Source organism: Streptomyces sp. AC512_CC834 (assembly GCF_019049325.1).
Lineage (GTDB): Bacteria > Actinomycetota > Actinomycetes > Streptomycetales > Streptomycetaceae > Streptomyces.
Map to the genome: position 1 here is coordinate 403,987 of NZ_JAGMUO010000097.1, position 20,295 is coordinate 424,281.

Below are 20,295 nucleotides of genomic sequence, written 5' to 3' on the forward strand. Positions count from 1 at the left end.
AGACCGCGGTTGTTCCACCCATCTGTTCCACCGCCACCTTTGTTCCACCCTCACCTTGCTGGAACGACGAAGGGCAACTCCCGTGAGACGCAGCAGACTCAGGCACCTCGGCCTGGCCGGACTCCTCGTGCTCGGCAGCCTCAGCGCGGTCGGCACACTGCCGGCCTCGGCCGCCGACGCCCCCACCCACTCCCCCTCCACCGAACAGCCGGCCTCGGCCGGTCTTCTGGACGCCATGCAGCAGGACTTCGGCCTCACCCGGGCCGAGGCCGAGGACCGGCTCGCCGCCGAACGCGACGCCACCGCCCTCGAGCCCGTGGCTCGCCGGGCCGCCGGAAAGGCCTTCGGCGGCTCGTGGTTCGACCCCGACGCCGGACGGCTGACCGTGGCCGTCACCTCCGACGCGGCACCCTCGACCCTGCGGGCGGTGCGCGCCACCGGCGCCGAGGTCCGCACCGTCGAGCACAGCGCGCGGGAGCTGAACGCGGCCAAGGCGCGCGTCGACCGCCTCGACGCCCCCGCGGGCGTCAGCAGTTGGCGCGTCGACCAGAGCGCCAACACCATGGTCGTCGACGTGGTCGAGGGCAAGCGTGCTGACAACGATGTCCAGAGCTTCGTGAAGCAGGCCCGCGAGGCCGGACCGGTCACGGTGCGTTCGGTGCCGTCGGCCCCGCAGACCTTCGCGGCCGGCACCGTCGGCGGCGACCCGTACTACACCGGCAACGTCCGCTGCTCCATCGGCTTCTCGGTGCACGGCGGGTTCGTCACCGCCGGGCACTGCGGGCGGGCCGGCGCGGGGGTCAGCGGCTGGGACGGCTCGTACATCGGCACGTTCCAGGGCTCGTCCTTCCCCGACAACGACTACGCCTGGGTCAGCGTGGGCAGCGGCTGGTGGACGGTACCGGTCGTGCTCGGCTGGGGCACGGTCTCCGACCAGCTCGTGCGCGGCTCGAACGTGGCACCCGTCGGTGCCTCGATCTGCCGCTCCGGTTCCACCACGCACTGGCACTGCGGCACCGTCCTCGCCCACAACGAGACGGTCAACTACAGCGACGGCGCGGTGGTGCACCAGCTCACCAAGACCAGTGTGTGCGCCGAGGGCGGCGACTCCGGCGGCTCCTTCATCAGCGGTGACCAGGCGCAGGGCGTCACCTCGGGCGGCTGGGGCAACTGCTCCAGCGGCGGGGAGACCTGGTTCCAGCCCGTCAACGAGATCCTGAACCGCTACGGGCTGACCCTGCACACGGCCTGACCCGGCAGCGGTGGGGAGGGCCGCACCGGTGGTCTCCGGTTCGGCCCTCCCCGGTCGCCGGTGTCGGAGGGTCCCTCTCCGTCCCCGCGTCTTGCGCGGCTTCCGCCTCTTCCGCGCCTTCCACCCCTTTCGCGGCTCAGCCGTCGCCGGAGCCGGCGCCCGGCTCCGGCGCGTCGAGGCCCGTCGCCGTGGTCAGCCGGCGATAGGCGGCGCGCGCGTGGACCAGTCGGGCCAGCGCCGTGCCGACGAGGGCCGCGCCGAGCAGACAGGCGAGCCAGACCGCGTCCCGCCGGCCGGCCCACGTGAGCGTGCCGGCGGGCGGTATGGCGAAGCCGTTGAGGGACAGCCAGCACAGGACGGCCGTACCGGGCGCCGCCGTGAACCGGGCGCAGAGCCCGAGCAGGGCCGCCAGCAGGGAGAGCGCGACGAGGGCGAGTCCCGGACGGTCCGCGCCCACCGTGCCGTTGAGGAGCGCCACCAGGAGCAGGGCGCCGCCGAAGGCCCCCGCCCACACCAGGGGAGCCGCGACCGGCCGGGGCACGGGTCTGGCTCCGCTGCCCAGGGGCACCCACTCGATCATGCTGACGGCTCCTTCCGGTCCCGGACGCGTCCGACCACGGCGTCGGACAGCGGCCCTGTGGGCAGATTGTCCCACCGGGCACCGCCGCGCCGTACCGACGTTCCCAGCCCGCGTCCTAGCGCTCGGCCTCCGCGTGCTCCGAAGACGTACCCGAAGACGAGGACGAGGCCCGGGCCGACACCGACGGGGACGCCGATGCCGATACCGATGCCGACGGGCTGTCCGCCTCCGCCTCCCCGCCGGTCCCGCCGCCCGGCACGGCGACCGGCGGTTTCGTCCCGGGCAGCAGCCGGCCGGCGGCCCGTAGCGCACCGGCGAGTACGTAGGCGCGTCCCGCGACGATGGGGCCGAGGACGGCGAGGACGAGCACGTATCCGGCGATGAAGGGAGCGAGCCGCGCGTCGAGTCCGGCGCCCGCGGCCATGGCGGCCAGGATCAGCGCGAACTCCCCGCGGGCGACCAGGGTGGTGGCGATCTCCGCGGCGGGTTCGGACCCGTAGTGGTACACCCGGGCGACGCACAGCCCGGCGATGACGTTCATGACGACGGTCAGCGCAGCCGCCGCGGCGACCGGACCGGCGACGGAGGCGAGGTCGCCGGGGTCGATGGCGAGTCCGAAGGCGAAGAAGAAGATGGCCGCGAAGGCGTCGCGGAGCGGGTGCACCAGTTCGCGGATCCGGGGCCCCGACGGGGTGCCGGCGAGGATCAGGCCGACCATGAACGCGCCGATGGCGTCGGCGACGCCCAGGACTTCGGAGACACCGGCGACGAGCACCGCGGCACCGAGGAAGCTGATGACGAGCAGTTCGTTGTCCCGCGTCTCGATCAGGCGTCCCACGAGCCGGGTTCCGTAGCGGGCCGCGGCGGCCAGCACCAGCAGGAAGCCGAAGGCCTTCCCGGCCTGCGACGCCGTCTCGGCGACGCCGTGCGCGCCCGAGATGATCGGTTGCAGGGCGGCCAGGTACAGCGCGAGGAAGATGTCCTCCACGACGATGACGCCGAGGATGAGACGGGTCTCGGGGCGGCCGATCCGGCCCAGGTCGATGAGGATCTTGGTGACGATCGCGGAGGAGGAGATGCCGAGCACGCCCGCCAGTACCAGCGCCTCGCGCACACCCCAGCCGAGGACGAACCCGAAGCCGAGCCCGGCGCCGACGTTCAGGAGGAGATAGATGCCACCGGCGGTGAGCAGGCGTTTGCCGCCGCTCCTGAGGTCGTCGAGGTGGAACTCCAGGCCCAGATAGAAGAGCAGCAGCACCAGTCCGAGCGCGGAGAGCATCTCGAAGTCGTGTGCGTCCTCGACCAGGACGAAGCCCGGGGTGTGGGGGCCGAGCAGGATGCCGGCGAGCATGAACAGGGGAATCGTCGGAAGTCCGATCCTGCCGCCGAGGCGGGCGAGGAACGCGGCGGCCACGAAGGCACCGCCCATGGCGAGCAGGGTGTCAGCGTGTCCCACGGGTCACCGCCTTCGACCGCGCGGAGGGTCGGGAGGGCTTCACTTGACTGCGATGGATGCGGGTTCTCCTTCGGCTGTGATGCGTCATCGGTCGGACGGTCGTACGCCGCCCAGGCACTCGGGGTGCGCACGGCACACCCGGAACGAACCACACGGAAACACCCTCGAACGGGCGGGACGGGGCCTGCCCGCGATGTCCCCCGACCCCCGACAAAGGCCCCGGAGCGCGGCGTCGGTCCACGGTCACACGCCGGGCCGCCGCGCGGCCATCGGGGACGACACCCAAATGATCCGGTGGCCGACACCCATCGACCGCCGTGGCGGGTGATCGTCGGGCACGGCGCGGCCGGGAGTCGAGCCGACAGCCGTACGGCGACGACCGTACGCCGTCCGCCCCGCCGCCAAAGGCGGCGGGGCGGACGGCTGCGGACGGTCCGTCAGCACGGTGTGGTTGCCATCAACTTCTCGAAGGAAGCCATGCAGTCCGGGCAGTGCCGCGCCCGTTCACCGTCGGATGCCTCAATACGCTCGCGGAGCTGCTGTCCGCACAGTGTGGCCGCGGCCTGTTTGGCCAACACGTGCCACACCAACGCTCCGCCCGCCTTCTCCGGGCCCACGCACATTTCGTACATGATCGGCCTCCCAGCCTGGACGCCGCTGACACACTCCAGGAGACACCGGTTCGGCCGTGACCAATAGCGTGCGGGGGCCATTCGGGTGATGGCCGCTTCGGCCGCCCGGGGAGGCCGCACACCCGGACGGCTGCAATCGCTCAGCCAACCGGCCCTGCGTGAGTGGTCGCGTGACGTGCCGTCGACGCAGGCGGCCGTGGCCACGCGCGTTCACCGGCGGGGGTGTTCCGACGTGCCGTCAGGCGTGCCGCAGCTTGTTCACGGCCGTGACCGTGGAGTCCCTGAAGTCGGCCACCTGCGCGTGCTCGAAGGTGCCGAGCTGCCCCCACTGCACGACGGTGACGGTCCTGCCGTCCCGGCCGACCGAGAACAGGGCGATGTCCGAGGCTCCCCACTCGGCGACCGTGTGGACGCCGTAGACGTGGGCGCCCTCCTCGACGTCCAGCCGGCCGTAGTACTTCTGCGTGGCGGTGATGTCGGGGTACCGCTCCATCACCTTGCGCGCGCAGTCGTCGAGTTTCTCGCGCAGCAGGGCGGCGAACCGCTCGGCCCGCCGCGCGCTCCGCTCGACGACGGTGACCTGGAGGGCGCCGGTGTCGTACTCGGTCCAGTACCGGCGGTGGGTGGCGGTGGACGGCAGCGCGTCGCCCACACACATCGGCAGCGGGTCCGGCTGCCCGGCGGCGACCGGTCCGGCGTACCAGTCGGAGGTGCGGTGCGGCGGCAGTTCGGCCGGCTCCAGGAAGGCGGGTGCGCCGGAGTCCGGCGTCGCCGCCGACCCGGGGACGGCGGCGACGGCGAGCGCGGCACCGGCCGCCAGCGCGGTCACGGCGGCGCGGACCCCTCGGTCACGGACGTACATGTTTCCCCCATGTCGCTTCGACCGGATCGACCGATCGGTTCGAGCGGTGTCGCTCGGGCTTTCCTGTTACGACCCGGCAGAACCGCCATGGGTTGCCCTCGTCCCCTCGGCCGAGTTGCCGGTGCGCGTCCTCGCCCGACGGGCGGGGCGGGGCACGCGGTGCCAGACTGCTGCGCACAGTCCCCGCACCGCGGCGGATTCCAGGTGAGAGGAGGCGAGGTGTGTCCACGCCGGACCCGGACGACGCGGCGCTGCGGCGGTTCCTCGCCGACCCGGCCCACCTCACCCTGGACCTGCGCACCGCCACGGCCCGTTCCACCAAGGCACTGGGGCTGCGGCACGCCGTCGTCTACCTCGCCGACCTCCAGCAGCGCCTCCTCGTCCCCCAGACGGCCGTGGCGCCGATGCTCCCGGTCGACGGCTCCCTGGCCGGCTGGGCGTACCGCACGCAGTCGCTGCGGGTGGAGGAGTCCGGGGCGGGCGGCGGCATCACCGCCTGGTTCCCGCTGCTGGACGGGGTGGAGCGGCTCGGCGTACTGGCCGTGCACGAGACCGCCCTCACCGCGTCCTCGCTGACCCGCGGCCGGGCGCTCGCCTCGCTGCTCGCCATGGTGATCGCGTCCAAGCGGGCCTACGAGGACTCCTTCGTCCGGCGCACCCGTACCGAGCGGATGCAACTGCCCGCCGAATTGCTCCGTGCCCTGTTGCCGCCGCGCACCATCGGCAACGGCGACGTCGTGTCGACGGCCGTGCTGGAACCCGCCTACGAGATCGGCGGCGACGCCTTCGACCACGCGCTCACCGAGACGACACTGCACATGGCGGTCCTGGACGCCATGGGGCACGACCTGGCCTCCGGACTCACCAGCACCGTCGCGATGGCGGCGTGCCGCAATGCCCGGCGCACCGGTGCCGACCTGCCCGAACTCTTGCGGACTGTGGACGAGGCGCTGTCCCGCTGGCTCCCGGACCAGTTCTGTACGTCGGTCATCGCGCAACTGGACCTGGCCACCGGGGTGCTGCGCTGGGCCAACTGCGGTCATCCCGCGCCCATCCTGATCCGCGACCAGCGCCTGATCATCGACGCCATGGAGCGCGACACCGATCCGCCCATGGGCATGCCGTCCCTGCTCACCTCCCGGCCGCGCCGGACGTACGAGATCTCGCTGGAGGCGGGGGACCGCGTGCTGATGTACACCGACGGTGTCGTGGAGGCGCGGACCCGGGAGGCGAAGCTGCTGGGCCTCGAACGCTTCGCCGACTACGTCATCCGGGCCACGGCCGGCGGGGAGCTGGCTCCGGAGTCGTTGCGCCGTCTGATCCACTCGATCCTGGCCACGCAGGAGGACCGGCTGCGGGACGACGCGACGCTTCTGATGTTCGAGTGGCGGCCGCCCTCCGGCTGACCCGGGACCGGACCGGCGACCACCCCGCTGTCGGAGTCCACGTCACGTCGCTCGGCCTCGGCTCGGCGGTCGGCGGTCGGCGGTCGGCGGTCGGCGGTCGGCGGTCGGCGGTCGGCGGTCCCGTCATACGGCGTGGCCCCGCGCGCGCAGCCAGTCGTGCACGGTGTCCTTGTCCGAGGGGGTGATCCGGACGGGTCCTGCCACGTACGGGCCCTCGTCCTCGGTGAAGCCGGTGTCCGTGACCCGGGCGGTGACCCAGGTGGCCAGATCCTGTGCGGCCTGTTCGGACAGGGCGCCCCGCTCCCATCCGTCACGGGCCTCACCGGCGGCTTCGGTGTCGTGCCGTTCGGTCTCCGCCAGCCACGCCGCCACCAGCCGTTCCACGGTCCGGCGGTCCTCGGGGGCGGTCCGCTGTCGTATCCGCTTGTCGCTCATGCCGCCCGAGTGCCCACGATCCTCCGGACGCCCCCGACGTCTACGGGCTGAGCACCGCCTGAGCGCCGACGTGCGTGTCGTCCGTCGTACGTCCCAGGCAGGTGACGTCCGCGGGGTCCAGGCCCGCCGCAGCGATCTCGTGGAAGCCCAGACGGTCGTAGAAGGCCCTGGCCGGCGTGTTGGCCGTCCCCATGACCAGGTGGACGGCCGGTACTCCGCGTTCCCTGAGGGCCCGCCAGAACGTCCGCATCAGCGCCCGGCCGTGGCCCCGTCCCTGCCAGTCGGGCAGCAGGTCGATGTGCAGATGGGCCGGGTACGCGGCCAGTTCGGGGACGATCATCCGCTCCGGGTCGTGCAGCAGTCCCGCCATGATCTCGTCCGGGGTGGCGGGCGGGCCCTGCGGCGCAGGATGGCGGTCCGCGACCCGCGGCAGCCACTTCGCCCGGAACTCCTCGGCGAAGCGCACGGTGTCCGCCGTGCCGAGAATGTAGCCGACCGCGCGGCCCTCCCCGTCGTCCAGCACGAAGGCCAGGTCGGGGTCCAGGTGGACGTAGGGGGCGGCGAAGACGGCGGGCAGGACGGCGGGATCGGCGTACACGGGCCGGCTGTCCCGGCCGTTGTGCGCGGTCCGGACGCAGATGTCGTCGAGGGCCGGGGCGTCGGCGGGGCGGTAAGGACGTACGGCGGCAGTCGAGGTCACCGCAGTATCCTGCCCGCCTGGGAGCGCTCCCACAAGTGTTTCGCTTCGGTCGCCGGCGCCCGGGTACCCGGCAGGACGGAACTTGGCGCCGCGCGCGTCGGCACCACACCGTCGGTGATTCCCCCGAGATCCCCTGGCAGAGAGCGAGACTGCGTCATGAGTCTTCTGCGTTTGGCCGGCCGCCCGATGCTGGCCTCGATGTTCGTCGCGGGCGGACTTCAGTCGCTGCGCAGGCCCGAGGACGTGGCCCCGGCGGCCGAGCCGATCGTGCGGCCGGTGACCGATCGCGTGCCGGTGCTGCCGGACCGCACCGAGCAACTCGTACGGCTCAACGGCGCCGTGCACGTGGTGGGCGGGGTCATGCTGGGGCTCGGCCGCTGCCCGCGGCTGGCCGCGCTGGCCCTCGCGGTGACGCTGGTCCCCACCACGCTGGCGGCGCACCGGTACTGGGAGGTGGAGGACCCGGCCGACCGCGCCCAGCAGCGCTTCCACTTCCTGAAGAACCTGTCCATGCTGGGCGGGCTGCTGATCGCGGCCGACGACACGGGCAGCGCGCCCTCGTTGCTGTGGCGCGGCCGGCACGCCGCCCACGACCTGCGGCACGACGCCCACCTGGTGCGGCGTTCGGTCCGGGCCACGGCCCGCCCGGCGGTGCGTGCGGGCGGTGTCCGGGCCAGGCTGTGCGTCTGAACGGGGCGTCGGCCCGAGGCGTGCGGCGGCGGGGGCGGAAGCGGAGGCGGGGCAAGCCCGGCTGAGCGGCCACCGAGAGGTCCCGCGACCGTCACGGCCGTGAATCCCGTTCTTACCCAGGGGTGCGACGCTGGGCCGCGTTTGTCGACCGCCGGGTCCCCGCCCGGTTCACCGGTGTGGAGGAGAAGTCCTGAGTAGCGCCGTCCTCTCCGAGGCCGTCCCCGTCGTCCTGCTGCTGGGCGTCCTGGCCTTCGCCGTGCTGCGCCCCCGGGGGCTGCCGGAGGCGGTGGCCGCCGTGCCCGCCGCCGTGCTGCTCGTGGCGTTCGGCGCGGTCGGCCCGCACGAGGCGTGGGAGCAGACGCGTACGCTGCTGCCGGTCGTCGCCTTCCTCGCGCTGGTGCTGATGCTGGCGTACCTGTGCGCGAAGGAGGGTCTGTTCGAGGCGGTCGGCGCGGCCGTGGCCCGCCGGTGCGGGGGGAGTCCGCGCCGGCTGCTGGCCGGGGTGTTCGCCGTGGCCTGCGCGGTCACGGCCGTGCTCAGTCTGGACGCCACCGCAGTCCTGCTCACCCCCGTGGTCCTCGCCACCGCGTCCCGGGCCGGCGCCCGGGCCCGCCCGCACGTGTACGCCACGGCGCATCTGGCGAACTCCGCCTCGCTGCTCCTGCCGGTCTCCAACCTGACCAACCTGCTGGCGTTCACGGCCAGTGGGCTGTCCTTCACCCGGTTCGCCGCGTTGATGGCACTTCCCTGGCTGGCCGCGATCGCCGTCGAGTACGCGGTGTTCCGCCGCTTCTTCCGCGCGGACCTGGCCGAGCCGATGTCCGTCGGCCCCGCGCGCGTCGGCCCCGTACTCGTCGGTCCGCGCGGCGCTCCCCCGCCGGCCGGTTCCGGGCCCGCGAAGCCACCGGGCGGCCCCGGCGCCGCGTCGGCCGCACCGCCCGCGCCCGCGGTGCCCCGATTCACCGTGGTCGTCGTGGCATTGACCCTGGCCGGGTTCGCCGCGGCCTCGCCGGCCGGCATCGACCCCGCGTGGGCGGCGCTCGGCGGCGTCCTGGTGCTCGGTCTGCGGGCGCTGGCCCGGCGCCATGTCACGCCCCGGGAGATGGTGGGCGCCGCGTCGCCGCTGTTCTGTCTGTTCGTCCTGGCCCTCGGCATCGTGGTGGAGGGTGTGGTGGCGGGCGGCCCGGCCTCGGAGCTCGGGCGGCTGCTGCCGGACGGGGGCTCGCTGCCGGCGCTGCTCGGGGTGGCGGCGGTGGCCGCGGTGCTGGCCAACGTCGTCAACAACCTGCCTGCCGTACTCGCCCTGCTCCCCCTGGCGGCGCCCGGCGGACCGGGCCAGGTCCTCGCGGTGCTGATCGGCGTGAACCTGGGCCCGAACCTGACCTACGTGGGTTCGCTGGCGACCCTGCTCTGGCGGCGCATCCTGCACCGGCACGGCATCGAGGTGGATCTCGGCCGGTTCACCCTGCTGGGACTGCTCACCGTGCCGGCCGCGGTCGCCGCCTCGACGGTGGCCCTGTGGGGGGCGCTGCGCCTCATCGGCACCTGACGCCCGCGGCGGCACCGCCCCGTGCCCCGTTGGACGGCCACACCCGCCGGCCCCGCGCTCACTCGGTCGCCACGACGAGGCAGCGCCTCAGTTCCTCCACGGCCTCCGGAGCGCCCTCGACCGTCACACCGCCGTCCCCGTCCCCGTCCCCGTCCCCGTCCGCCCGGTTCCAGAGCCGCCGCAGCACGGCCTGCGCGGAGCCGCTCAGTGTCACGTCGGCCGTGCCGTCGCCCGCGCCGTCCGTGACGGTGAACTCCCCCGGGCCGGTCCGCACCCGCCACGCCGCGTCGTCGCCGGCCCGCACCAGGAACGTACGCCCCGGCGAGCCGTCCAGGATCTCGGTGAAGTAGTCGCCCCACTCGGCCACGGAGTACGCGGCGAAGACCTTGAGGAGTTCGTCGACCCCGTCGACGGCGAGGTCGTCCGGTACGGGGGAGACGGGCCGGCCCGTGGCGAGCTCGGCGTCGATGCGGTGGACGACGGTCTCCTGTGCCATCCGCCGGATCCAGAAGCCGACGCTCTGGTCGGGGCCGTACCAGGTGCCGGCCGGGTCCCCGGGGGCGCGGGTGGCGAACTCGGCGCGCAGCGCGGTGTACCCCTGGTCGAGCAGCGCCGTCGGCGCCCGGTCGGCGAACTCCTTCGGCGGCCAGGGCTCGGGCTCGACACCTTCGCGCATGGCGGCGGCCTTGTGCAGGTAGACCTCGCCGACGTGGCGGGTCAGGTCGGCTACCGTCCAGCCGGGGCAGGTCGGCACCGGGGCGTCGGCGTCGGTCTCGACGACGGACCGCAGGCGGTCGTGGTCGGCGGCGAGGCAGTCGAGGAAGCGGGTGAACTCCATGCCGCAGAGCCAAACACACGTTCAGGGCCGGGGCACTGCGTTTTCCCCGCCCACCACGTCCGCCCTCCACGTCCCCCGCCCTCCCGCGCGGTCCGCGCTCACCAGGCTCCGCTGGGGATCACGGGGCGGCGGACCGCTTCGGCCGCGTCCCGCAAGTGCAGGGCGACGGTGATCAGGGCGCGCAGCGCGGAGGGGCGCAGGCTCTGGGCGCTCTCGGCGGCCAGCACCAGCAGACAGCCCGCGGCCTGCTCGACGACCGGGACCGAGAAGGCGAAGTCGTCGCCGTCGGCCCCGCGAAAGGCGCGCCACGGCGTGGCGGCACCGTCGATGGCCTTGTGGACCGCCTGTTCGAGGTGCTGTGCCGCCTGGCGGCACACGGGGGCCGGCAGGGTGATGGTGCGATGGAACGCTGAACTGGTCATAATCCCACTGCTCCCCCGCGCCCGGGGTGTTCGATCGGCGTACCGGGCGTTTTTCACCGGGTCGGCGGCAGCCGGACCGTGGTTCGAGCGGCCGCGGGGGCGCGACCGGTCCCCCGTTCCGGTCCCGTCCCCGCGGCCCGTCGAACCTACGTGGACGGCTCCGCCGTTGTGAATCGTGCCGATGCCCGCTACCGGCCCGTAATGACTCACTCGTGCACAGGCGAGTCCGGATGGCACGGATTCGTCCCGTGCAGGAGCGGCTGGTCCAGGTCTCCGGCCACCAGGTGGGCCAGCACGACCTCGTACAGGTCGCCGCCCGCGGCGAGCAGCTCGCGTTCGAGGACGGGCTCCGCGCTGCGGACGTGCTCGCGGACGGTCTGGGCGTGCATCCCGAGCTGCTGCGCGGCACGCTCGGCGTTGCCGCCGGCGGCGATCCAGGTGCGCAGGGTGCGCCGCAGGTCCCGGCCGCCCGGGTCCAGGCGGCCCAGCAGCTCGACGGCCCAGGCGCGCAGCGCGGTTGTGGACAGCAGGTCGGTGAGGCGGGCGGCACCGGGCCGCGGGCCGGCTCCGGCCGGGGGTTCGGCGAGGCCGATCTGGGCGTTGAGGGCGAGGTGGACGGCGGCCCGGACGGTCAGATCGGCGAAGTCCGTGCGCAGCAGCCCCTCGACCCGGTCCATGCGGGCGCGGACCGTGTTGCGGCTGACCCCGAGGACCTTCGCGGTGTTGACGGCGGTGAACTCCAGGCCGAGCCGGGTGGTGGCGAGCAGTTCTGCGCGGGTGTGGTGCGACAGGGTGTCGAGCGGGCTCAGCACGTGGGCCGTCCAGTCGTGCAGCGCCGCCGGGTCCATCAGCCGCTCGGGGCGGGTCCGCTCGGCGTACAGGGCGGCCTTCTCCGGGCGGAACCGGGCCACGGCCAGGGCGCTGACGGCCTGCCCGTAGGCGGCGGCGGTGCGGGCGAGGGCCTGCCGGGCGCTGCCGCCGACGAACACGCCGGAGCGGCCGCCGACGAGTGAGCGCAGCTCCTGCCCCGCCGTGTCGCGCGGGGCGAGGACGATCACGTGCCCGTCCATCGCCGGGCACCGCACGACCAGCGCGCCCTCCCCTGTCGCCGACAGGCACTCCTCGGCGAGGCGGTCCCGTTCGGCGGGGCTGCTCTCCACGACGTAGACGCACGCCGTGTCGGTGTCGAGCAGGCCCGGCCAGAGACCGGCGGCCACCCGGCGGGCGGAGACGGTGTCCTCCACCATCAGCAGTTGCAGAATGGCCAGGCGCAGGTCGGAGGTGGCCCGCCGCAGCCGGTGTCCGGCCGCGGTCGACTCGTGGCCGGCCAGCAGCAGCTCCACCACCTGGGCGGCGTGCGTGACGATGTCGGAGACGCGCCGGTCGAAGGGGCTCTCGCGCATCACCGCGAGGACGGCGGCCGGCGCCGGGTGGGACCGCTCCACGCGCACGAGCCGCAGATGGCGGCCCCGGTCCTCCAGTGCGGCGGAGGCGATCCGCCCGGAGGTGATGTTGGCGACCAGGCCCTCGTCCAGCGGGGTAGGGGTGCCGGCCAGCAGATGGCCCGCGGCGTCCTGCAAGGAGACGGCGGCGTGCGCGGTGCCGGCGAGCCAGGCCACGACCCGGTGCAGGTCGCGGCCGGCCGGCCGCAGGTGCTCGAGCAGTTCCTCCGCCCATTCCGCCTGCCCACCGGCTCCGGATGTCCGCTGCCGTCTCCCGTCGTCTCGGCCCGCCACGTCGGCTCTCTCCTCGTTCTCGCCTCGACCCCGGCCCAGGTCGGGGACGTTACCCCATGCCCCTGTGCGCGCCACCCCTGCGACAGGCACGACAGGCACGACAGGCGGGGCAGAGGCCGGGCTGGAACCGGGCAGGGGCCGGGCAGGGGCCGGGCAGGGATCGCGCGGGGCCACCGACCGGGCCGGTCGGCCGGGGCGCGCGAACGGGCATAAGCTCGGTGAATGGCGAAGTACTTCGACGTGCACCCCGACAACCCCCAGCCGCGCAGCATCGGCCAGATCGCCGCCGGCATCCGCTCCGACGCGCTGATCGCGTACCCGACGGATTCCTGCTACGCGCTGGGCTGCCGGCTGGGCAGCCGCGACGGCATCGACCGCATCCGGTCGATCCGGCAGCTCGACAGCCGGCACCATTTCACGCTGGTCTGCCAGGACTTCGCGCAGCTCGGTCGGTTCGTCCAGATCGACAACGACGTGTTCCGGGCGATCAAGGCCTCTACCCCCGGCAGTTACACCTTCATCCTTCCGGCGACGAGGGAGGTGCCGCGCATGCTCCAGCATCCGAAGAAGAAGACCGTGGGTGTGCGCATCCCCGACCACGTCGTCACCCAGGCCCTGCTCGCCGAACTCGGCGAACCGCTGCTGTCCAGCACGCTGCTGATGCCCGGCGAGGAGGAGCCGATGACCCAGGGCTGGGAGATCAAGGACCGGCTCGACCACGTGCTGGACGCGGTCATCGACTCCGGGGACTGCGGCACCGAGCCGACCACGGTCGTCGACTTCTCCGGCGGCGAGGCGGAGATCGTGCGGCGGGGCGCGGGCGACACGACACGGTTCGAGTAGCAGAGCGCCCGCGAGAACCCGACAGACCCGACAGAAAGGCACAGGCCCGCAATGACCGCCGTACAAGCGACCGTCGTCGACATCCCCACCGACGACGGCACCGCCGACGCCTACCTGACCCACCCCGACGACGGGCGCCCGCATCCCGCCGTCCTGCTCCACATGGACGCCTTCGGGCTGCGCCCGCGACTGCGGGCGATGGCCGACCGGCTGGCCGGTGCCGGGTACACCGTCCTGGTGCCGAACGTCTTCTACCGCAGCGGACGGGCACCGGTCGTGGAGCTGCCCGAATTCATCGACCCCAAAGAACGTCCGGAGATCTTCCAGCGGCTCGGCCCGATCATGCGGTCGCTGACGCCCGACCGGGCGATGCGCGACGCGGGCGCCTACCTTGAATGGCTGGCCCGGGCCCCGCAGGCGGCCGACGGCCCGGTCGCGGTGACCGGCTACTGCATGGGGGCCGCGCTGGCCCTGCGCACCGCCGGCACCTATCCCGACCGGGTCGCCGCGGTGGCCGGGTTCCACGGCGGAAACCTGGCGACCGAGGATCCGGACAGTCCGCACCTGGTGGCCGGGCACATCACCGCCGAGGCGTACTTCGCCCACGCGGACCAGGACCCGGGCATGCCCTCCGAGCAGCAGGAGCGCCTGGCGGCGGCCCTGACGGCGGCCGGTGTCCGGCATCGCTGCGAGGTGTACGCCGGCGCCCACCACGGCTACACGCAGGCCGACACCGCGGCGTACGACCCGGAGGCCACCGAGCGGCACTGGACGGCGCTGCTCGACCTCCTGAAGCGGACGTTCTGACCGCTGCCGCCCCGCGTCGGTCCGCGTCGGTCCGCATCGGTGCGCATCGGTGCGACGTCCGCGAAGTGCCCCGGCTGGGGCCGGAGTCGGCGGTCCCGCCCGCGTCCGGCCCCCGGGCGGGGCGTTGTTACCGTGCCCGGGTGTCCAACTCCTCACGCGATACCGCCGAAGGCGCCGGCTGGGGCTCCGCCGAGCGCGGCGCCTACCGAGACCTCATGCCGCCGCGCACCGAGAAGCTGTCCTGGCTGAGCCCGAGCACGCTGTGGGCCGCCCGCAACGGCGTACTGGCCTCCTGGTTCTCAGATCCCACGGGCTCGACCCGCGCACGCTGGGTGGCGCAGCGGGCGGCGGCCGGGGCCCCTGCCGACAAGGTGATCCGGCGGGCGGACCCGGACCGGTTCTCCTTCCTCGTCATCGGTGACACCGGAGAGGGGGACGACCCCCAGTACGCCGTCGTGCCCGGTCTGCTGAAGGCGGGCCGGGACACCCGGTTCGCCGTCCTCGCCAGCGACGTCATCTACCCGGTGGGCAGTGCCGACGACTACGGCACGAAGTTCTTCCGCCCCTACCGCGACTACCAGGCGCCCATATACGCGATACCGGGCAACCACGACTGGTACGAGGACCTCGGCGGTTTCATGCGCGTCTTCTGCGACGACGCCCCGCCCCTGCCGCCGGAGCCCGCGCCACGCCCCCTCGCCCTGGCCGCCCGGCTGCGGTCCCTGCTGTGGCACCTGCGGCGCCCGGACGACGGACGGCACCTGGACGAGGCGCGCAAGCTGCGCTCGGCGCCCGCCCAGCGGGCCGAACAGCCCGGACCGTACTGGGCGGTCGACGCCGGCCCGGTACGGATCATCGGTATCGACACGGGACTGCTGGGCACGGTCGACGCCGAGCAGGGCGCCTGGCTGCGGGAGGTGTCCGCAGGCCCCCGGCCGAAGATCCTGGTCACCGGCTCGCCCCTGTACGTCGACGGCGAGCACCGTCCGTGCCCCGTCGAGGGCGGCGGCACGGTCGACGACATCGTGCGCGATCCCGCCCACCACTACGTCGCGGCGATAGGCGGGGACATCCACAACTACCAGCGGTATCCGGTCGACGTGGACGGCCGCACCGTCCAGTACGTCGTCGCGGGCGGCGGCGGTGCGTTCATGCACGCCACCCACACCATCCCCCGCGTCTCGGTGGCCGGCGTCACCGAGGACGACTTCCGCTCCTATCCGCTGCGCGGCGACTCGCTCGCCTTCTACAGCGCGCTGTACGGGCGCCGGCTGCGGATGCGGCGCTTCTTCACCCTCACGGAGGCCGAGGCGACGGCCGTGATCGCCGAGCGCCTCGGCATCCGCACCGGCCGCGCCCCGGGCGGCGACGCGCGGGTCACCCGGCGCACCAGGCTGGTCGCCGGGCTGCTCGGCACGGCACGGCGGCCCGAGCGCCGCAAGCGGTTCCGGCTGCCCGTGCGCAAGATCTACACGCAGTTGTTCTCGCCGGGCTCGGCGACGTACAGCCCGCCCTTCTTCAAGTGCTTCCTGCGTCTGGACGTGACGCCGGAGGCGGTCCGGCTGCGCTGCTACGCCGCCACCGGCAACCGGGCGCAGGAGCTGGACCCGCCGGTCGAGGACGAGGTGACGATCCCGCTGGTCTGACGCGGGTTCCCGGGCACCGCCCCGTCACCAGCGGCCGGGTTCGCTGCCGGCGAGCGCCTCGGACGGGGTGCCGTCGACGCCTGCCGGTACGTCGCCGGCGAGCATCACCCGGTGCATGGTGCGGGGGTGGCCGAGGTGGGTGTTGTCGCTCGGCGCAAGGTGGATGGTGGCCCGGTTGTCCCAGAAGGCGACGCTGCCCGGCTGCCAGCGGAAGCGGACCGTGTACTCGGGACGGGTGGCCTGCTCGAGCAGCAGTTCCAGGATCGCCGCGCTCTCCGGGCGGGAGAGCCCGGCGATCTGCTCGACGTAGTAGCCGTTGACGTACAGCACCCGCTCCCTGGTCTCCGGGTGCACGCGCACCAGCGGGTGCACGGTCGCGGTCTGGTGGTCGAGCAGGTGCCGCACGTAGGCGTCGTCGCCGGGCCGGGGCTGGTAGCCGACGCCGAGGCGGTGCTCGGCGCGCAGTCCGTCGGCGAACGCGCGCATCGGGGCGGACAGTCCGGCGTAGGCGGCGGCCAGGTTCGCCCAGGTGGTGTCGCCGCCGTACGGCGGTATCGTCTCGGCGCGCAGGATCGTGGCGGCGGGCGGGTCGACGCGGGCGCCGTGGTCGCAGTGCCAGCCGCGCAGCAGCGTGTGGCGGCGGCGCCGCAGCCACTCGTCGTGCTCCATCCCGAACCGCCCGCCCAGCTCCAGCCGGTCGGCGGTCGTCTCGATCTCCGGGAAGTCCGCCGGGGACGCCTTGCCGCGCCGGGGCAGGACGACCGGTTCGCCGAAGAGGCGGGCGAACGCGACGTGTCCGGCGTGGTCGAGGCGCTGGTCGCGGAAGAACACCACCTTCCAGCGCAGTACCGCCGCCCGGACCGCGGCGACCTGCGCCGCGTCGAGGCCGGCCGCCAGATCGACGCCGCCGATCTCGGCACCGATGTGCCCGGCGACGGGTTTCACCTCGACGCCCGCCGCCTCGGCCGCCGTGCCCTCTGCCGCCGCCGTCGTGCCCGTCGTCCTGTCCGCTGTCCTGTGGGTCGTCATGCCCAGATCGTGGCAGACCTCCTTCCGCGCCGTCCGGTTGATCACCGCTCCCGGTGTGGGCGAGGCTGGACGGGCGGCACCCGGCCGCACACAGTCGAGGGAAGGCCCCACGGTGATCAGCATCCCGGCGTACACGCTCAACGACGGCACCCCCCTCCCCGCCCTGGGTCTGGGCACCTGGCCGATGCAGGACGACGAGGCCGAACGGGCGGTCCGCGAGGCCCTTCAGACGGGGTACCGCCTGATCGACACGGCGACGAACTACCGCAACGAGACCGGCGTCGGCCGCGGCGTGGCCGCCGCGGGTCTGCCCCGCGAGGAGGTCGTCGTGACGACCAAGCTGCCCGGCCGGCACCACGGCTACGAGGAGACGCTCGCCTCGTTCGAGGAGTCCCGCGCCCGGCTCGGCCTGGAGTACGTCGACCTGTACCTGATCCACTGGCCGCTGCCCCGCGTGGACAAGTACGTCGACTCCTGGAAGGCCATGCTCAAGCTGCGCGAGGACGGCCTCGTGCGGTCGGTGGGCGTCTCCAACTTCACGGCGGAGCACCTCGAGCGGCTGGAGAAGGAGACGGGTGTCCTGCCGTCCGTCAACCAGATCGAGCTGCACCCGCTCTTCCCGCAGGACGAGCTGCGCGCCTTCCACGAGCGCAAGGGCATCCGCACCGAGAGCTGGAGCCCGCTGGGCCGGGGCAGCGACCTGCTGGACGATCCCGCCGTCGCCGCGGTCGCCGACGCGCACGGCGTGACGCCCGCACAGGTGGTGCTGCGCTGGCACACCCAGCTCGGCGCGGTGCCGATCCCGAAGTCCGGCGACCCCGCGCGGCAGCGGGCGAACCTCGACGTCTTCGGCTTCGAACTCGACGCCGGGCAGCTTCGCACGGTGGCGGACCGCGCGCACCGGCGGATCGGCGGCGACCCGGAGGTGCACGAGGAGTTCTGAGGTTCCGAGGAGGTCGTCGGCTGATCGTGTGGCCGGATCGTGAGGGCGGCCGGCGGCGGCGGTTCACTCGGCGGGCAGCGGCTGTTCGGCCCAGATGGCCTTGCCGCTCCCCGTCTGCCGGCTGCCCCAGCGCTGGGTGAGCTGGGCGACCAGGAGCAGGCCCCGGCCGCCCTCGTCGTAGGCGTGGGCGCGGCGCAGGTGCGGTGAGGTGGAGCTGGAGTCGGAGACCTCGCAGATGAGGGTGCTGTCGCGGATGAGGCGGAGCTGGATGGGCGGCTCGCCGTACCGGATCGCGTTGGTGACCAGCTCGCTGACGACGAGTTCGGTGACGAACGCCGTCTCGTCCAGGCCCCACCGGGTCAGTTGCTCGGAGACGGACCGCCGGGTGGCGGCCACGTGCGCCGGGTCGGGCAGGACGTCCCAGGTGCGTATCTGGTCCGTGCCCAGCGCCCGGGTACGGGCCAGCAGCAGCGCCACGTCGTCGCTGGGCTCCTCCGGCATCACGGCCTTGAGCACGGTGTCGCACAGGGCGTCGAGCGAGTTCGCGGGTGCGGTGAGCGCGAGGCACAGTTCCGCGGTGGCGTGGTCGACGTCGCGGTCGCGGTCCTCGACCAGGCCGTCGGTGTAGAGGGCGACGACGGTGCCCTCGGGCAGTTCCACCTCGGTCGCCTCGAAGGGCAGTCCGCCGACGCCGAGCAGCGGCCCGGTGTTCATGCGGACGAGCCGGGTGGTGCCGTCGGGCAGCAGAAGGGCGGGGGCGGGGTGGCCGGCGGCCGCCAGGGTCAGCCGGCGCGACACCGGATCGTAGACGGCGTAGAGGCAGGTGGCGCCCAGTTCCGCGACCTCGCCGTCGTCGCCGGCCGCGAGGTGGGTGACGAGGTCGTCGAGGTGGGTGAGGAGTTCGTCGGGGGGCAGATCGACGTCGGCGAGGGTGCGGACGGCCGTGCACAGGCGGCCCATGGTGGCCGTGGAGCGGATGCCGTGGCCCACGACGTCGCCGACGACGAGGCCCACGCGGGTGCCGGAGAGCGGGATCACGTCGAACCAGTCGCCGCCGATGCCCGCCGCCGAGGCGGAGGGCAGGTAGCGGTGGGCCACCTCGACCGCGGCCTGCCCGGGCAGTTCCTTGGGCAGCAGGCTGCGCTGGATCGCCAGGGCGGTGGAGCGCTCGCGGGCGAAGCGGCGGGCATTGTCGACGGAGACGGCGGCCCGGCCGACCAGTTCCTCGGCCAGTACGGCGTCCTCGGCGGCGTACGGCTCCCGGGGCGCGGTCCGGGCGGCCAGCGCGACGCCCAGTGTGGTGCCGCGGGCCCGCAGGGGCACGGCCAGGGCCGAGCAGACCGCCTCACGGAACGGGCGGTTGTGCGGGGCCAGTTCCGCGCGCTCCCGCATCCAGCGGTCGAAATCCGGATCGCCGGGGCCGCTCAGTACGACGCGGCCCTCGCGCAGCGCCCGCGCGGGCGGAGCGTAGGGCGGATAGACCTCGTTCCCGCCGAGGTGCACGGCGGGGGTGGGGAAGTCCTCGGTGGCGGCGGCGTGGGCCACCCGGCGCAGTTCGCCGTCCCCGCACGGCGCCGCGTGCGGTTCGTCGGTGCCGAGGACCCAGTCGAGCAGGTCGACGCTGGCGAAGCCGGCGAACCGCGGCACGAGCAGCCCGACCAGTTCCTCGGCGGTGCGCACGACGTCCAGGGTGCTGCCGACCTCGCCGGCCGCGTTCATCAGGGCCAGTCGCTCCCGTGCCCGGTGCTGTTCGGTGCTCTCGAGCGCGGCCATGGCGACGGCGGTGAGCGTGCCGGAGGCGTCGTGGACCGGCCAGATCTCGACGGTCCAGGCGTGCAACCGGACACCGGCGGGCGCGGGCCCGAAGCTCTCGTACTGGACGGGGCGTCCCCGGTCGGCGGCGACACGCAGGTGGTGCAGGAAGGTCTCCTGGTCGCCTTCGAAGCTCGCCAGGGTGTCGGGCAGGCTGTGGCCGATCAGTTCCTCCGCGGATCTGCCCATCATCCGGCACGTGGTGTCGTTGACGTGCACGAAGCGCAGATCGGGGTCGAGGACGGACATCGACAGGGAGGCCTGCCGGACGGCGTCGTCGATCAGGCCGGGTTCCGGGGCGCCGGAGGTGCCGGGGGCGCCAGGGTCGCCGGTGGTCACCGCGTAGCCGTCCGGTTCGCCGTCGGCGTCCAGCAGCGGACAGATCCGCAGGCGCAGGGGCACGGAGTGTCCGTCCCGGTGCCGGATCACGGCGGTGCCCGACAGGGTGTCCGGCGGCGCGTCCCGCGCGAGCAGGCTCCGCGCGGGACGGCCCACGACCTCTCCGGCCGCGTATCCGGTGATCCGCCGCGCGCCGTCGCTCCACCCCGTCACCGTTCCGCGGGCGTCGACGATCATCGCGGCGGAGGAATACTCCATGTCGTCCAGGATCGTCCCGGGACGATGCGGTATCAACCGGGACGGAGCGCGGGTGGTCCC

General features: G+C 73.8%; 18 protein-coding genes. 8 read left to right on the forward strand and 10 right to left on the reverse strand.

Going from position 1 to position 20,295, the window contains the following annotated elements; translation table 11 throughout:
- Positions 1-82 precede the first annotated feature (82 nt).
- On the forward strand, positions 83-1,252 hold the full coding sequence (locus KUM40_RS29380; RefSeq protein WP_217169218.1) for a S1 family peptidase: 1,170 nt from the start codon (positions 83-85) through the stop codon (positions 1,250-1,252).
- A 136-nt stretch (positions 1,253-1,388) separates the two neighbouring features.
- On the opposite strand, the gene KUM40_RS29385 is transcribed toward KUM40_RS29380, so the two are convergent.
- The 3 genes from KUM40_RS29385 to KUM40_RS29395 form a co-directional block, all read right to left on the reverse strand.
- On the reverse strand, positions 1,389-1,832 hold the full coding sequence (locus KUM40_RS29385) for a hypothetical protein (protein ID WP_217169219.1): 444 nt from the start codon (positions 1,830-1,832) through the stop codon (positions 1,389-1,391).
- A 115-nt stretch (positions 1,833-1,947) separates the two neighbouring features.
- Positions 1,948-3,288 (reverse strand): cation:proton antiporter, encoded by a 1,341-nt coding sequence (locus KUM40_RS29390; RefSeq protein ID WP_217169220.1) that lies wholly within the window; start codon positions 3,286-3,288, stop codon positions 1,948-1,950.
- 870 nt (positions 3,289-4,158) lie between these two features.
- The gene (locus tag KUM40_RS29395; RefSeq protein ID WP_217169221.1) at positions 4,159-4,782 is read right to left on the reverse strand and encodes a hypothetical protein; all 624 of its coding nucleotides are present in this window, start codon (positions 4,780-4,782) and stop codon (positions 4,159-4,161) included.
- 221 nt (positions 4,783-5,003) lie between these two features.
- Here KUM40_RS29395 and KUM40_RS29400 point away from each other — a divergent pair, with 221 nt between their 5' ends.
- Positions 5,004-6,188 (forward strand): PP2C family protein-serine/threonine phosphatase, encoded by a 1,185-nt coding sequence (locus KUM40_RS29400; protein WP_217169222.1) that lies wholly within the window; start codon positions 5,004-5,006, stop codon positions 6,186-6,188.
- Positions 6,189-6,311: 123 nt separating this feature from the next.
- On the opposite strand, the gene KUM40_RS29405 is transcribed toward KUM40_RS29400, so the two are convergent.
- Positions 6,312-6,623 carry a hypothetical protein gene (locus KUM40_RS29405; protein WP_217169223.1) on the reverse strand — a complete coding sequence of 104 codons (312 nt, stop codon included), beginning with the start codon at positions 6,621-6,623 and terminating at the stop codon, positions 6,312-6,314.
- A 40-nt stretch (positions 6,624-6,663) separates the two neighbouring features.
- The gene (locus KUM40_RS29410; RefSeq protein ID WP_217169224.1) at positions 6,664-7,323 is read right to left on the reverse strand and encodes a GNAT family N-acetyltransferase; all 660 of its coding nucleotides are present in this window, start codon (positions 7,321-7,323) and stop codon (positions 6,664-6,666) included.
- A 156-nt stretch (positions 7,324-7,479) separates the two neighbouring features.
- Between KUM40_RS29410 and KUM40_RS29415 the strand changes: the two genes are divergently transcribed.
- A complete protein-coding gene (locus KUM40_RS29415) occupies positions 7,480-8,013 on the forward strand; it encodes a DoxX family protein (protein ID WP_217169225.1) in 534 nt (177 codons plus the stop codon).
- Positions 8,014-8,203: 190 nt separating this feature from the next.
- The gene (locus tag KUM40_RS29420) at positions 8,204-9,562 is read left to right on the forward strand and encodes an SLC13 family permease (RefSeq protein WP_217169808.1); all 1,359 of its coding nucleotides are present in this window, start codon (positions 8,204-8,206) and stop codon (positions 9,560-9,562) included.
- Between the two features lie 58 nt (positions 9,563-9,620).
- On the opposite strand, the gene KUM40_RS29425 is transcribed toward KUM40_RS29420, so the two are convergent.
- The 3 genes from KUM40_RS29425 to KUM40_RS29435 form a co-directional block, all read right to left on the reverse strand.
- Positions 9,621-10,400 (reverse strand): maleylpyruvate isomerase family mycothiol-dependent enzyme, encoded by a 780-nt coding sequence (locus KUM40_RS29425; RefSeq protein ID WP_217169226.1) that lies wholly within the window; start codon positions 10,398-10,400, stop codon positions 9,621-9,623.
- A gap of 98 nt (positions 10,401-10,498) precedes the next feature.
- Complete coding sequence (locus KUM40_RS29430; protein WP_217169227.1) at positions 10,499-10,822, reverse strand: hypothetical protein; 324 nt, start codon at positions 10,820-10,822, stop codon at positions 10,499-10,501.
- A 206-nt stretch (positions 10,823-11,028) separates the two neighbouring features.
- The gene (locus tag KUM40_RS29435) at positions 11,029-12,558 is read right to left on the reverse strand and encodes a helix-turn-helix domain-containing protein (protein ID WP_217169228.1); all 1,530 of its coding nucleotides are present in this window, start codon (positions 12,556-12,558) and stop codon (positions 11,029-11,031) included.
- A 222-nt stretch (positions 12,559-12,780) separates the two neighbouring features.
- Between KUM40_RS29435 and KUM40_RS29440 the strand changes: the two genes are divergently transcribed.
- From KUM40_RS29440 to KUM40_RS29450, 3 genes are all read left to right on the forward strand, one after another.
- Positions 12,781-13,401: an L-threonylcarbamoyladenylate synthase gene (locus tag KUM40_RS29440; protein WP_217169229.1), complete on the forward strand. Its 621-nt coding sequence runs from the start codon at positions 12,781-12,783 to the stop codon at positions 13,399-13,401.
- A gap of 51 nt (positions 13,402-13,452) precedes the next feature.
- Positions 13,453-14,208: a dienelactone hydrolase family protein gene (locus KUM40_RS29445; RefSeq protein ID WP_217169230.1), complete on the forward strand. Its 756-nt coding sequence runs from the start codon at positions 13,453-13,455 to the stop codon at positions 14,206-14,208.
- A 140-nt stretch (positions 14,209-14,348) separates the two neighbouring features.
- Positions 14,349-15,854, forward strand: coding sequence for a metallophosphoesterase (locus KUM40_RS29450; RefSeq protein WP_217169231.1), 1,506 nt, complete (start codon positions 14,349-14,351; stop codon positions 15,852-15,854).
- A gap of 24 nt (positions 15,855-15,878) precedes the next feature.
- On the opposite strand, the gene KUM40_RS29455 is transcribed toward KUM40_RS29450, so the two are convergent.
- Positions 15,879-16,883 carry a TauD/TfdA family dioxygenase gene (locus tag KUM40_RS29455; protein WP_217169232.1) on the reverse strand — a complete coding sequence of 335 codons (1,005 nt, stop codon included), beginning with the start codon at positions 16,881-16,883 and terminating at the stop codon, positions 15,879-15,881.
- Between the two features lie 112 nt (positions 16,884-16,995).
- Between KUM40_RS29455 and KUM40_RS29460 the strand changes: the two genes are divergently transcribed.
- On the forward strand, positions 16,996-17,826 hold the full coding sequence (locus KUM40_RS29460; protein WP_217169233.1) for an aldo/keto reductase: 831 nt from the start codon (positions 16,996-16,998) through the stop codon (positions 17,824-17,826).
- A gap of 63 nt (positions 17,827-17,889) precedes the next feature.
- Here the strand turns inward: KUM40_RS29460 and KUM40_RS29465 are convergent, their stop codons facing one another.
- A complete protein-coding gene (locus tag KUM40_RS29465) occupies positions 17,890-20,235 on the reverse strand; it encodes a SpoIIE family protein phosphatase (protein WP_217169234.1) in 2,346 nt (781 codons plus the stop codon).
- Positions 20,236-20,295: the final 60 nt, after the last annotated feature.

Bases quoted from the DNA above. Each gene is read 5' to 3' on its own strand.
- KUM40_RS29385 (WP_217169219.1), bottom strand. From the start codon at position 1,832: ATGATCGAGTGGGTGCCCCTGGGCAGCGGAGCCAGACCCGTGCCCCGG.
- KUM40_RS29395 (WP_217169221.1), bottom strand. From the start codon at position 4,782: ATGTACGTCCGTGACCGAGGGGTCCGCGCCGCCGTGACCGCGCTGGCG.
- KUM40_RS29405 (WP_217169223.1), bottom strand. From the start codon at position 6,623: ATGAGCGACAAGCGGATACGACAGCGGACCGCCCCCGAGGACCGCCGG.
- KUM40_RS29415 (WP_217169225.1), top strand. From the start codon at position 7,480: ATGAGTCTTCTGCGTTTGGCCGGCCGCCCGATGCTGGCCTCGATGTTC.
- KUM40_RS29425 (WP_217169226.1), bottom strand. From the start codon at position 10,400: ATGGAGTTCACCCGCTTCCTCGACTGCCTCGCCGCCGACCACGACCGC.
- KUM40_RS29430 (WP_217169227.1), bottom strand. From the start codon at position 10,822: ATGACCAGTTCAGCGTTCCATCGCACCATCACCCTGCCGGCCCCCGTG.
- KUM40_RS29440 (WP_217169229.1), top strand. From the start codon at position 12,781: ATGGCGAAGTACTTCGACGTGCACCCCGACAACCCCCAGCCGCGCAGC.
- KUM40_RS29445 (WP_217169230.1), top strand. From the start codon at position 13,453: ATGACCGCCGTACAAGCGACCGTCGTCGACATCCCCACCGACGACGGC.
- KUM40_RS29455 (WP_217169232.1), bottom strand. From the start codon at position 16,883: ATGACGACCCACAGGACAGCGGACAGGACGACGGGCACGACGGCGGCG.
- KUM40_RS29465 (WP_217169234.1), bottom strand. From the start codon at position 20,235: ATGGAGTATTCCTCCGCCGCGATGATCGTCGACGCCCGCGGAACGGTG.